Source organism: Salinivibrio proteolyticus, from assembly GCF_027286365.1.
In the GTDB taxonomy this organism is placed as follows: domain Bacteria; phylum Pseudomonadota; class Gammaproteobacteria; order Enterobacterales; family Vibrionaceae; genus Salinivibrio; species Salinivibrio proteolyticus.
Window position 1 is genome coordinate 86,656 of sequence record NZ_CP114585.1, and the last position, 14,075, is coordinate 100,730.

Here is a 14,075-nt window from a genome sequence, read left to right on the forward strand (position 1 = left end):
AGATCTCCCAAACAGCAAAAATCAATTAAGCAAAAGCAGGCAGTTTACACTGTAAACTCACCAATGAAACGCCTAATTTGCTGGACGTTGACGGCGAGAGGGGGTATTCAGGCAAAGAAAAAGCGGGCAAAGAGCCCGCTGGCGAGATAAGTGCCAAAGGATGTCGACGAGGACATCAAATAGGACAAAGGTATCTATCGAGATTGAGTATATCGTCCCTACTTTAGCAATTGTCAGCGCTTGGTTAACTTACTGCCAATCCTTATTGACATAATAAATGGTAAGGTCAACGCCCTGAGGCGATCTCATCAAGCACGCTTAATACTTGCCCATCTAAATGGCCTTCATACACGCGCTGACAGACTTTACGACGCACGGCTAAGCCAGAGATCAGTCGCTCGATGGAAAGATGACGCTCTTGCTGCTGTTGGTTATAAAACTCGATGGTACGGCTTAGCGTCTCGTACGGCACCACATTCTCACCCACCATCAGCCAATCCAGCTTCTCTAAATAGCCTTGGCATTCTTCCGTGATCACAGACGCTGGATGCCCCGTCATTGCTGATAACGCCGTGATACTGCGTTGTAGGGCTTCTTCCGAGGTATATTTCGACAACACGATCGTGAGCTCATCCGCGTTCACCTCAACCAAGTGCTTGCGTAACTTCACACGCCGCCCTAATCGACCGCTGGACTTTTCTTTGCGCTGAATGGGTTCAAACTCCCCGTCAATGATCCCGGAAAGCTGATCAAGGTCTTGTTTGGGTAAAATCTCATTGCGCAGTGGGTTCGGCATGGTTGGTGCTAGCGATCGTTTACCTTCGTTATACATCTTGGCCCGTGAGTAGCGGATCACTTCATCCACATTGCACTTAATATCCATCCGATAGTCAGGATATTTTTTATCATCCTCGCGAGTGAGGGTCAGGTGATACCCCCACAGATTGACTGCAAACACATCATCCGTCACCTTTCCATCAGCCAGTTTTTTAAGCTCTCGAATGAGATCGCTCGAAAAACGGCGCCATTCGATGTTTCTCGCCATTTTCTGGTTTAGTTCGCTCAACAACAAAGAATCTTCTAAACGACGCGACAGACGGCTTCTGAAGAGCGAATACAGCTGGAAGACCAAGGTATGCTGACGCAAGATCTCGGGGGGGAACAAGAAGAAATAGTCTCTTGTCATCAACTCTTCGAAGAACGACGGTTCCCACACCAAAATATACAGGTTCGGTTTGATTTTTACTTCACCATCCTCCCCTTCTTTTGGGGCTTCTTCTGACGCTGTGATGGTGCGAGCCAAGAACCGGAATCGGTCACTTTTAAACCCTTCCGGCATGTTTTCGCTCAACCAACGTCCCGTCAGCTCGTGCAACTGAAAGTCGGTGAATTCAATCCGATCGATACTTTCACGGATAGCATCTCGCGCTGGGCCACTGTCTTTCTTACCGCGCAGCTGCAGGATGTCCGTAATATAAATTGGCGTCTTATTGCCAATGGTTTGGGTCTGCAGTTCATAACTGGGCAGATGATGATCATGGTATTGCACTGTCAGTGTAAATAGCGCGAACAAGGTCATCAGATCGTCCACCGTCATGATAGACTTCGCTGAGCGTGTCTCAATGATCGCCTTGGTGCCACTGATCGCCACCATCGACTTTTGGTAGCTTTTTTTCGTTCGCGGCGGTGCCAATGCTTGGTCAATGATCCCAGCCCAACTGGTCGGCGATACCAAGATCTGATCTTTCTCATCCGGCATGGTAGGAGGCGTGCCTAGCCCATGCTCACTGAGCAGTTGGCGATTCACTTGATTTTGTGCCAATGCTTTCGAGCGTTTTTGTTTGACCACATCACGGCTTTTCTCTGTCATTAATCCCGCACTACCGAGGGTAGAGATTAAACGGCTAGGATTGACGAAGCGATGAAGCATGGTTTTGCCTGCTAAGCCTTCCTCGAACCGCACCGGTTGTTGGATGAATAATCCTAGGCTGACAGCTGCTCGCAGTCGTTGCTGAATCGCGGCACGGGTGAGTTGGCCTTCAGTGGCATCGACTAATTCTGTGGTTGACACATAGCCATCTTGAGAGGAGAAACCACGGACTGAAATCAGGTTCAGTAATTCAAGAATACTTTTGGTTACCCCTTTAAAATGTTCATATTGAGCAAGCCAGTCCACAAGTTGAGCATGCACTTCAAAAAGATGCCCATCTTTGTGCGATCGTGGGGCTTTAATCAGTATTTTTTCTGGTTTGGTGCTGCTCATGTGCAGTTCGTTCCTTTCCCGATAGCTTGCTCATTAGAGAGCGAGAATAGTCAAATAAGCAAAGACCGTAAATTGACCATACTTCCAGATAAATCCTAATAAAAAAAAATCATAAAAGAAAGATCTTTTTTATTGGCGCTTTTAACTGATCTTTATGATTTAACTGATCTAATTTGATGATCTGATCTATTGATCCATGAAGCGAATTTCCTTTAAGTGTTTGTTTATTAGGGTTTTATTTTTTTACGCCTACGAAAGCATGATCAACGCAAGGTCGGAGGCATGATCAACATATGCCTCCAACGATGATCATGTAATGCCTGTATCAATGATCATCAATGGCTCGAAGCGATGATCATCAATCAATTGAAACGATGATCATGGCTCACACACACTTTATCCACAGGCAAGTATTACCTTGTGTGGTTATCCTAGCCAAAATCTGCTGGATATCGGCTGTTTATGGTATGGAACTATGATCAAGCTAGCGTCATTTTCAGCTTTTCCGGTCAATATTGGTGTGATTGTCACCAGGCGAGGAGGGAAAGGGAGCGCTTGGGCTTAAAATTGAAATGACATTCACAGTAGATTAGCGAAGCCGAGATATGTGTCCGACTTACGGAACAATGATCATGATAGCGATCGTGCTGTTGGATCGTATGCGTAGCGATAACTGTGAGCCTACTGTAGCAGCGGAATGGTGATACGATCCTTTGCGATCCCTTGCTACATCGGACATTCACCGTATTTTAGCCAACTGGTATCATCGTTCCGGCCAGAATGGGGAAGAGTCCGCTTGTTGCGGTTCACTTGATCATTTTTCCGTATTCACCGGTGTCAGTGAGCGTCCATTTGCTGATAAATTCAACGGATATATTACTTGATCATCGTTCCTCAACAGGGATACCGATAGCGTAAGCATGATCAAGGTTACTGCGATTTACATCGCATCTGCCTTGATCATGTTTTCGGGAAAAATGATCAAAAGCCATGTTAAAGGCTATTGATGGCATCAAGCTTGGTAGAAAGGTAACTCGTGGAGTATCGTCAGACAGACAATTAAGATTGAAATGACACTATCCGTAATTTGTCCATCATGAAATAGGCTTCCGTGAAGTGTTTCCGTTTACATTGTAAATAAGTGACACTGTGACATTTTAAATGTTTGGCGTTTGTCCTACAATCAATCGCAAGATTATGGCGGCAAAACTGCCCTTATATTCGCTGGAATAACAATTGTGAGCAGGATCTTTATTTGATTGCTATCTGTTCAGCTTTTTATTGTATTTACTTATTAGTGCTGTACAATCGCCAATTATTCCTCATGATGGCGAAAAGAAGATGGATAGGGAAAAGACGATTGAAAACCTTCGCAATATCGCTGCGCAGACGAAACAAGTTCAGTCTGATCGCGTCGAAATTGTGATGGAAGAGCGACATGATCAGTTGTTTCCACCAATGTCAAAAGCGTTGATGGAAACCCGATCTGGCTTAACCCGTCGTAAGCTAGATGAAGCAATTTCTCGTATGGAGCAGCAAGGGCATCAGTTCACCAAGAACAATGCAAACCACTACTCGATTACCTTAGATGAAGCTCATAAAATCATGGACGCGGCCAATGTCCCCTCTTTTCATGAGCGTAAGGGAAAAGCCCATAAGCCTTGGGTGATTAACATCCAGAACCAGAAAGGCGGAACGGGTAAATCAATGAGTGCGGTGCACCTCGCGGCCTGTATGGCATTAAACTTGGAGAAGCGCTATCGCATTTGTTTAATTGACCTTGATCCTCAAGGGTCGTTGCGTCTATTCCTCAATCCACAAATCAGCCTGACGGAACAGGAAGGGATTTATTCGGCGGTCGACGTCATGCTGGATAATACCCCCCAAGCGGCAGATAAAGACTTTATGATGCGTAATGTCTTGCTGCCGACGCAATATCCAAACTTAAAAACCATGGCTGCCTTTCCTGAGGATGCCATGTTCAACGCAGAAGCATGGCAATCATTGGCAAGCAGTCAGTCGCTCGATGTCGTCGAATTACTCAAAGAGAAGGTTATTGATCCTATCAGTGATGAGTTCGACGTGATCATGATTGATACGGGTCCGCACATCGATCCCCTCGTTTGGAATGCTATGTATGCGTCAAATGCGTTGGTGATTCCGTGTGCCGCCAAGCGTTTGGATTGGGCATCAACGGTGAACTTTTTCCAGCACTTACCTCAAGTGTATGAAATGTTCCCTGAAGATTGGCATGGTCTCGAGTTTGTGCGCTTGATGCCCACTATGTTTGAAGATGATAATAAAAAGCAAATTTCAGTGTTGACTGAAATGAACTACCTTTTGGGTGACCAAGTGATGATGGCGACGATTCCTCGAAGCCGCGCGTTTGAGACCTGTGCAGATACGTATAGCACCGTCTTTGATTTGACCTCGCAAGACTTTGAGGGAGGTAAGAAGACGCTATCAACTGCGCAAGAAGCGGTGCACCGTGTTGGGCTTGAGCTTGAGCGTGTGCTACATAGTCACTGGGCATTGCTCAATCAGGAGTGATAAAGAAGAATGGCGATTAAAACTTCCGATTTGAATGCACGCTTGTTTGCCAAAGCCGACAAGCGTCGCGCCACCACCATGCAAGAAGCGCAAAAAGCGGCCAGCGAAAAAGCGGCGGTGATTGAGCTGGCCGTAGCCGGCGAACACACTGTTGAATTTGAGCTAATTAAAGTACCGGCGGCAGATATCGCCGAGAAAACCACGGTATTTGATAAAAACGCCCGAGAGCAGTCGTTTCTTAATGAGCTCGCGTTATCAGATATTCTCACCACGCTCAAAGACCGCGGTCAGCAATACCCCGCGGTGGGACGTTGGTTAGATGATGGACGCATTGAGGTATTGGACGGTAGCCGCCGTCGCATGTCGTGCTTGATTGCAGAGCAAGACTTCCTCGTTTATGTCGCGAAAGATATCAGTACGCGTCATGCAAAATTTCTCTCCGATGTCGCTAATGCGCATAAACCTTTGTCGTTGTATGAGCGAGGCAAAGAGATGCAAGCCATGTTGGATAGTGGCGAAGTGGCTGATCAAAAGGCGTTGGCAACCGTCTGCCAGTGCAGTGAAGCACTGGTCAGTGGTGCGTTGAAAGCTGCTGCCCTACCCTTGCCACTACTGCAAGCGTATCCGAGTGTCGCCGAACTTGGCCGTCCGACCATAGTGAAGTTACATCGCTTGTTCTTTGGCTTAGACGACAGTCAGCAGCAGGCACTATTGGATAAACTGGGAAATACTCCGTTGTGGCAACAAGTGGATGCACAGGGCGTGACGCGTATTACCCGAGAAGTGACCTTGCGTATCGAGCAATTTAAGGATGAGTTAGTTACGCCAACAGCGAAGCAAAAAGAGCAATCAACGACCTTAGTGGAAGGCCGTGCGGCGTATCGACGCAAAGGCAGTAGTTTAAGCATCAACCTTAAAAAGATTGATGATCAGCAAGCCGAACGTATACTCGCATTGATTAAAGAGCAGCTCGATAACGTGTAAGCCTCGACCTCGTGATTGAATATCGGCACGCATTGCGTGCCGTTTTTTTTGCTTTCAGTTATGATCAGCCTATTGTTTGCTACTCGATTAGGCGCTTCATGTCTGCCACGTCTCTGTTGTCCCTGTTTCTCTCTCAACTCATTGAAACAGCCCAAGCCCGCTCTCATCGTCAACTGGTGGTCTCTGAGCGGTCGGTGACTGACATCCTCGTAGCGTTAGGAGAAGCGCCAGTGCGTCGCGTAGCAAGCCAAGATGCACCGGATGTCATCAGCTGGCGGCAAACCAAACAATGGTTGGGGCAAGAGTGTGGCCATCTGTTAGTGGACGTTGATGGAGCATTCAATAGCGAAGCCTTCTGTGCGATCAGTGGTTGCTGTCGAGCCGGCTCTCTGCTCATCTTGCAGGTGGCGGCCGATGTGGCGACCTTACCGTTATCGGTCAGAAGAATGCTTCGGCTTTTGCAAAATACGGACAGTGTGGCTTGGATTTCACATCAAGGTTGGCGAGCGCCCACCCTTCCGCCTTTATCCGACGTATCTCATCTCGTTTCACAACAGGATGCAATTAACGGATTAATAAAGGTAGTGACTGGGCATCGCCGTCGACCCTTATTGCTGACCGCGGATCGTGGGCGTGGCAAATCCGCGGCGATGGGAATAGCGGCAGCGCAGTTAGCCTTACAAGCGCCGCGACAAATTGTGGTGACGTCGCCAACTCCCGCCAATGTCACTACCTTGTTTGCCCATGCCAAACAGCAGCTGGGCACAACGGATGTGAATGGGCTTGATGTTGGTGTTGAAGGTAGTCGTATTCGCTTTGTCGCGCCAGATGCGTTGCTGCGAGAATGCCCCGACGCCGATCTTCTTCTCGTTGATGAGGCGGCAGCCATTCCACTACCGATGCTTAGTCAGATCCTTCGTCAGTATAGCCGTGTCGCCATTGCTAGTACCGAGCATGGTTATGAAGGAACGGGTCGCGCCTTTACGCTTAGATTACGCGCGCTCCTCGAAGAAGAACAGCCACAGTGGCGCTCTCTCACCCTAACCGAACCCATGCGTTGGGCCGAAGGCGATCCGGTAGAGACCTGTCTGAATCAGCTTTTCCTACTCAATGTAGCTCACGATGTGATACCACCAAAGGTGGAGCCGTCTGCGGATAGCGTTTTGCAGTTTAAAACGCTCAGCGCTGAACATCTATTCCATCATGAACAAGAGTTGGTCACGCTATTTTCTTTATTGATGACGGCCCATTATCAAACATCGCCCAATGATTTAGCCTTGTTGCTTGATGATGATAGTTTGCATATCGTCGTTGCCAGGCAAGGTGAACTCACGATTGGCGTTGTGGTGGTGGCGGAAGAGGGAGGCTTTTCAACTCCGTTAAGTGAGGCAGTGATTGCAGGCACTCGCCGTATTCGCGGGCACTTACTGGCACAATCATTGGCGACTCACCTTGGATACGCAACGGTGTTAGAGAACAAGCTATGGCGTATTCAGCGCATTGCGGTCGCTCCTGAATGGCGTCGGCACGGTGTAGCAAGTGGACTACTGACGCATCTTCAACAGCAAGCCGCGAAAGAAAATATAGCCTGTATAGGCACCAGTTTTGGGGCGACAAAAGACCTTATTCACTTTTGGCAGAAGCAGGGTTTTGATCCGGTTAAACTTGGCATGAAGCGCGACCAGGCTAGCGGATGTTACTCATTGCAGTTAATTAGGCCGGTAGAGACGATGACATGGATGAAAGAAGCCGTGACGCTTTTTCAGCAAAGCTTGCCCCTTTTATTGATGAGCGCACACCAGAATTTGGAGCCGGATATTGCGGCGACACTGGTCGCATTCATGCCCGCTTGTCCGCTAACCAACGCGGAGACTCGTCAAGTGCAGGGGTATGCGGCCGGCGGTGTTGGCACTGAAGCGGCGATTGGGAGTTTGCAAGCCTGGACTCGGTGGACATTTCAGTCAACGTCGCCTGTCGAGTGGGATTGGCGCGAGGCGCTATTAACCAGTAAAGTCCTACAAGGCCTTTGTTGGCAAACTGTCTGTGCTCGGTTTAATCTGTCAGGTAAGAAGGCGGCAGAGAAAGCCCTGCGTGATTACGTGGCTTTTCGATTGGATAATTAGCCTCTATTTACAGTGTAAATTTGACGTCCTATCGCTGCCCCTATTTACACTGTAAATTATTGCCAAAACGCAATGCCTACGCTCAGCTTTAACGGTGACGAAGATATAATCGTGTTAGATAGCACGCATTCTAACCGGAATGCGTGCTATGCAATAAGATGTACGCTTCTCACCGCATCCTCACACTTTTTTATGATAAACGCTTACTACCTCACGCTTTTAGACGTGACCTCACTTCCATGTGTGCCAAAACCCCTATAATTTATTATTAATGAGACAATTGCGCGCGGTTGCGTTTAATGTCAGCTAATTTATAAGAAACTACCCAAAAGATTTCGCCTCGATAAAGGTTTAAACTCATGACGAGGACTGTTTCGCGTTGACGATATGGTTTTCAAAAGGACCGAATAGGCAGGGACCAAGATGCTAGACGAAATCCTACGTATATCGCAGGATGGACAACGAGTATATCTATCAATCGGCGGACATCATCAAGGCGATGAGCCGGTTGATAAACATCAGATTAAAGACTGGTTGGTTGCCAACAAGGTCGGTAGTTTCTTTTGCTTTGATGATACGATTCAATCTGCGCTCGCCAAGCTGAATGACAGTGCCGAACATGATGAGTCCGAAGAAATCATCATTGCCGAAAGCCGTGATGCAACAGTCGAAGCACGTATTGCTGACGACAAGATGACAGCCTACTTAGTCGTGAATGGTGCCTGTGGTGGCAGTGGCCTTAAAGCCAATGATATTCTCTCGACCTTGCGTGAAGCCAACATTGTGCGTGGCATCAAAAAGCCAACCTTACAAAAACTCCTCTCTGCTTCTGGGCGCTTAAAACCGGGCGAATATTTGGATGTCCCGGTTGCGTTTGGTCGCCAGCCAGTGCCGGGTGAAGACGCCCATATCGTTTATTTGATCGAAGATCCCGCCGACCGCGTTCGCCGACCGAGAGAGCGTGATGACGGGCGAGTCGATATGCGTGATCTCGGTGAGATGGTGATGGTGAAAAATGGCCAGCCACTCGCTAAGCTGGTGCCTGAAACTGCCGGTTACGAAGGCTTCACTGTGACTGGGTCGGTATTACCGACCACACCAGGTAAACCCATGGCGCTGAATGCACATGATGGCAGTGAATTCAGTAATAAAGACCCTAATATCTTGGTGGCAACCATGGCGGGTATTCCGCGTTTATTGGATGACGGTGTCGCGGTAGATGATGCCTTGAGTTTGGACGCGGTCGATGTGGGGACAGGGCACGTTAATTTTGAAGGGAGTGTGGTGATTAAAGGCGACGTCGAAGTCGGGATGAAAGTGACCGCGACCGGCACAGTTACTGTCGGCGGTGTCGTTGAGTCATGCACCATCACGGCAGGCGGAGACATTATCATACAAAATGGTATTATCGGCCGCCAAGTAGCCTCTGACTCCGAGATCAATTGTACCTTGGTGGCGGAAGGCAACATCGTTGCTAAGTTTGCGCAGTATGCCACCTTGTGTGCTAACAACAACCTCGAGCTCACGTTGCATGCGATGCACTGTCAAACCCATGTGGGTAAATCACTGATGATTGCCGATGCCACGAAACGGAAAGGGACACTGGCGGGGGGTAAACACGAAGTAGGTGAAAAAGTGGAGGCGGTGATCATCGGTGCGAGTGCAGGGGCACACACATATATTCATTGCTTCTCACGCTTGGCGTTGTTGAAACGTGAAGTGGTCGATCTCAATAAACAATGGGAAGAGAAAAAAGCGCAACTCAACCGCATCAAAGCCGCAGAAGCGAAGCTTGAAGCCTTACCGGCTCAAAAGCGTGATGCAGCGATGGTAGAGCGTATTACCACCACGCGCGATCATCTTTTTGAAGAGATAGACAACATTGAACACGAGATTGAAGTAACGGATGCACAAATTGCCGCGGGCTACCGGGAATCGACGATTGTCGCGACCAAGTCTCTTTTGAGCCGAGTGCATTGCACCATCGGGGAAGAAAAGCATTCGGTCGACTCTGAGCACGGTCCGTCCATTTTGATGTATGAGAATGCAAAAATTCAGCTTAAACCCTATCAAGCGAAAGCTTAATCGCGAGTTTACACTGTAAACTGATTAACTGACTTTCCTTATTTTCCCTTCTTTTAATGCTTGTAACACCGCTTTTTTCGGCCCATCCGCAACCACACTGCCTTGTTCCATCACAATGACACGATCGACCACATCGAGCATACCGGTTTTATGGGTATTCAGAATTAGCGTCTCCTCTCGGCGAAGGTCTTTGAGCTGAGTCTTAATGAACTGTTCAGTACGGTTATCCATCTGACTGGTGGGTTCATCTAAAATGATCACGGGCGGACGTCCTAATAAAGCGCGAGCGAGCGCGACAGCTTGTCGCTGACCCCCTGACAACAAAACGCCACCTTCACCCACTTGACGCTCTAAACCGGCTGAATCGTATTGGGTGAACGCGAGGACACCGGCACGGGTCGCTGCATCCATAATATCGATATCATCCGCCAACGGCTGACCAAGGGTAATATTGTCACGAATCGAACCAAAAAAGAGGGTTGGTTCTTGAGGAACAAAACCGACATTACGACGCACATCAATGTAATGGAGCTGGGAAATGTCGGTATCGTCAAAAGCCACGGATCCTGATGTGGGTTGATAAAGCCCTACCAACAAGCGTGCAATGGTCGTTTTCCCTGAGCCTACTCGGCCGATGATTGCGACTTTCTCTCCGGGATAAATGGTAAACGAGACACGACGCAGTGCTTGAGAGGTGGCATTGGGGTAATGGAAGTCAACGTTATCTAGCTCGACTTTACCGCGCATCATCGGACGATGAATGTAGCGTTTGCCCTCCACTTGCTCCGTGGGCAAGTCCATGAGCTGTTCGATAATATCTAACGCGGATTTGGCTTGGTGATAGCGCGTTGAGAGTAAAGAAAGCTGAACCAAGGGCCCAACTGCGCGAGAGCTGAGCATGCTGGCCGCTATCAGTCCGCCCATGGTCAAGGCGCCTTCCGCGATTTGATAGACACCAAACACTATCATACTGACCACGACAAACTGTTGGACAAAGCTCGCGGAGTTGTGGACGGAATCGGTCAAGCGTCGAGTTTTGATGCTCCAATTCGCCATATGCGCCACGGCTTCTTCCCAGCGGTATTGAAACTGGCTTTCGGCACCAAAAATCTTAATCGCTTCCAGACCGACGAGGCTTTCAATCAGGTTGGCATTCTTTTGGGACGATAAACGCGTGCCTTCTTCAATTGTGCGCCGTAGCGGTTTTTGAATTAGCATGGCATGGATAATAAGCAAGGAGACGGCAATCAGGGGCACAATCACCAGAGGACCTGCGACCAGCCAAATGACGAAGAGAAAAATCAACGCAAAGGGGAGGTCAATGAGCGTTGAAATGGAGGCAGAGGTAAAGAATTCGCGGATAGACTCAAATTCTTGCATATGCCTTGCAAACGCGCCTACGGACGGCGGCCGTGCTTCCATCTTGATTCCAATCACTTTGGCGTAGATACGTGAAGAGATCAGCAAGTCAGTTTTCTTACCTGAAATATCGATAAAGTAACTGCGCAGGAGTTTGAGCAAGAGGTCAAAAACGAAAATGACGAAAATGCCACTGGCCAGCACCCAGAGGGAATCAAACGCAAGGTTTGGGACTATCTTGTCGTAAACCAACCGCGAGAATAGCGGCACACTAATGGCAAACACATTGATAAATAATGAGGCAATCAAGACATCGCGATAGATGTGGCGAGATTGCCAAAGTGTGCCCCAAAACCAATGGCCTTCATCTTTGACTTGCGCTTTGGGAGAGCGCTCATCATATCGAAATTGCTTTTTAAGTAAGAAAAGCCGTCCGACATAGGCGTCATTAAGGTCATCCAGCATGACCCACTGGGGCGTCATATCCGCGTGAGGCAGGACAATTTCTGCTTGGCCAGCTGCTAAATCTAATCCTAGCAAGACGCACGCATCGTTATCTTTCATCAACAAAATGGCAGGGCAAAGTAACGGCGAGACCTCTTTGATGGCCATGGTTTCTTCTTTGGCAACAATACCAGCGCGCTCGGCGGCGCGCGGAAGGAGAAAGGGCGATAGATAACCATCGGAAATGGGTAGGCCTGACACCAGTGCGTCCGGAGAGTTCGCGTTACCGAAATAACGCGACACATAGATGAGAGATTGTAGCAGCGGATCTTTAACCATTGCTGTCCTTAGATTTCTCAAAGATATAGCCTTGGAAGCCGTTCACGAATAACTCCGAGAGGCGAGCAAGCTGAGCTTCGGTTTCGACCCGTGTTGCGATGGTGGTGATATTGAGGTTGTGGGCCGTACGACACACCGACGCCAACACATGTCCCTGAGCATCGTCATCGATATTATTGGTATAGGCAAAATCGATTTTCACGTAATCAGGTTTGAAGCGTTGCAAGTAATCAAGTGACTGGAAGTTGCGCCCGTAGTTATCCACCCCAAATTGGAAACCTGCTTGGCGAATTTGATCCGCGAGCAGACTGGTGTGGTCGGCATGGCGGACAAACGCCACTTCCGGGATTTCAAACAACAGACGACCGGCAAGTCCTCTGTTTTGGTACATGGCGCTGCCTAACCAACGGATAAAGGATGCATTCGTGATACTGCTTAGGGTTAAGTTCACCGCGAGTGGGCCGGCACTCTTATCTTGAGCGAGGGTTTTCATAATGTGGGTGATCACATATTTATCTAAGGTCTCACCCAACTGAAGTTGCTCTACTGCCCCTAAGAAGTGGCCGGCGCCATAATACTCACCGTCTTTTTCAATCGCCGAGAAGACCTCTTGGTGGAGCAGTTTTGAGGTGCTGTCACTGACAGACTGAAACTTAAATACAAAGAGCTCTTTCGCCACCGCTTCATGAAGGAGTGCTTTCCATTGCTGTTTACCCATCGCCGCATCGCCCATCGACTGGTCAATCAGCACCACTGGATGATCGGGAGTATTCCGCGCTTGAGAAAGCGCATTATCGGCTTGCGAGAGCAAGATACTGGCATCACGATTCCCTCCACCATTCACGGCTAAACCGACAGCCACTTTCGGCGGCGTAAGCCCCATGGGATCGGCTTGCATATCGACTACCATTGCCAGCACACTTTCACCGAGTAGTCGCAGATCATCAGCGTCGGTATTGGGAGCTAAGATCACAAACTCGTCCTTGCTCAAACGGGCCGCTGTCATGCTGTCATCGGTAATAATGGTGTGGGTGAGATTATTGGCAAAACGTTCCACCAAGTTATCACCCGCTTCGAACCCTTGTTTTTTGTACGCTTCACTGATCAGATCAACCTTAATCAGTGCCATCCCGCCAACGCCCGATTCGGTGAGCCAAGATTTAAGTTGGCCGACGTAAAAGCTGCGGTTGCCGAGCCCAGAAACGGGATCGCGATAAGCGGTTTTGCGTAATCGGTCGGCTTCTTTGGCTTGTTGCTCAAAATAGCTTTTCAGCTGTTCGGTCATGACATTGATGGCCCTGACCACGGTTTTTAATTCAATGGTCGGGGGAAGCGGAATAGGGTCGCCAAATCGGTTTTTAGCAATCTCGCCTGCTTTTGCGGTGATACGGGCTAAGGGCTTGAGAGAGCGGCGCAATTGCCAGCCGATCACGACCGATGCGATCAGAAAAATGACCGCCATACTCGACCCCAATTGTACAAACGACTTCCACAATTGTTTGTAGGCATAGCCGGGATGGGCCACGACCTCTACTTCTGCCAATTGCATCCAGCCACTGGTAATGGTTTGCTTTTCCGTGATCACTGGGAAAATATCGAGGTTGATAAACCATTGCGGAACACCTTGGATTTTAACTGGATATTCGCGCACGATTTCACTGTTATCGGACAGCAGGGTGAGGTTGACTTCACGGTAAAAGCCACCGTCAAAAAACGCATTGATCACAGACTCGGCCGCCACCTTATCGTCTGATTCCAAGTAAGGGGCGAGGGCCAAGCCCATCGAGTTCACGGTATTGTTCACATCTGCGGTTTGCTGGTTGAGCAAAAAGTTGCGCGTGGTGTTGAGCTCGATACCGAACACCGACAACACCAAGAAGAAGAAAATGACCAGCATCCAGGTGAATATTTGGTTGAATAACGTCATA

General features: G+C 48.7%; 7 protein-coding genes. 4 read left to right on the forward strand and 3 right to left on the reverse strand.

Annotated elements, in window-relative coordinates; translation table 11 throughout:
* Window positions 1-286: 286 nt before the first annotated feature.
* Complete coding sequence (locus N7E60_RS14440; RefSeq protein ID WP_077454853.1) at window positions 287-2,263, reverse strand: replication initiator protein RctB domain-containing protein; 1,977 nt, start codon at window positions 2,261-2,263, stop codon at window positions 287-289.
* A gap of 1,341 nt (window positions 2,264-3,604) precedes the next feature.
* On the opposite strand from N7E60_RS14440, the gene N7E60_RS14445 reads away from it, so the two are divergent.
* The 4 genes from N7E60_RS14445 (at window position 3,605) to N7E60_RS14460 (ending at window position 10,005) form a co-directional block, all read left to right on the forward strand.
* Window positions 3,605-4,813 carry a ParA family protein gene (locus tag N7E60_RS14445; protein ID WP_269598864.1) on the forward strand — a complete coding sequence of 403 codons (1,209 nt, stop codon included), beginning with the start codon at window positions 3,605-3,607 and terminating at the stop codon, window positions 4,811-4,813.
* 9 nt (window positions 4,814-4,822) lie between these two features.
* A complete protein-coding gene (locus N7E60_RS14450) occupies window positions 4,823-5,797 on the forward strand; it encodes a ParB/RepB/Spo0J family partition protein (protein ID WP_269598865.1) in 975 nt (324 codons plus the stop codon).
* A gap of 98 nt (window positions 5,798-5,895) precedes the next feature.
* Window positions 5,896-7,920: a GNAT family N-acetyltransferase gene (locus tag N7E60_RS14455; protein ID WP_269598866.1), complete on the forward strand. Its 2,025-nt coding sequence runs from the start codon at window positions 5,896-5,898 to the stop codon at window positions 7,918-7,920.
* 423 nt (window positions 7,921-8,343) lie between these two features.
* Window positions 8,344-10,005 (forward strand): DUF342 domain-containing protein, encoded by a 1,662-nt coding sequence (locus N7E60_RS14460; protein WP_096631941.1) that lies wholly within the window; start codon window positions 8,344-8,346, stop codon window positions 10,003-10,005.
* Between the two features lie 24 nt (window positions 10,006-10,029).
* On the opposite strand, the gene N7E60_RS14465 is transcribed toward N7E60_RS14460, so the two are convergent.
* Both N7E60_RS14465 and N7E60_RS14470 read right to left on the reverse strand, forming a co-directional pair.
* Complete coding sequence (locus N7E60_RS14465) at window positions 10,030-12,147, reverse strand: type I secretion system permease/ATPase (protein ID WP_269598867.1); 2,118 nt, start codon at window positions 12,145-12,147, stop codon at window positions 10,030-10,032.
* Entirely contained in the window at window positions 12,140-14,074 is a 1,935-nt protein-coding gene (locus N7E60_RS14470) for a bifunctional diguanylate cyclase/phosphodiesterase (protein WP_269598868.1), read from the reverse strand. The genes N7E60_RS14465 and N7E60_RS14470 overlap by 8 nt, the downstream gene beginning before the upstream one ends.
* Between the last annotated feature and the right edge of the window lies 1 nt (window position 14,075).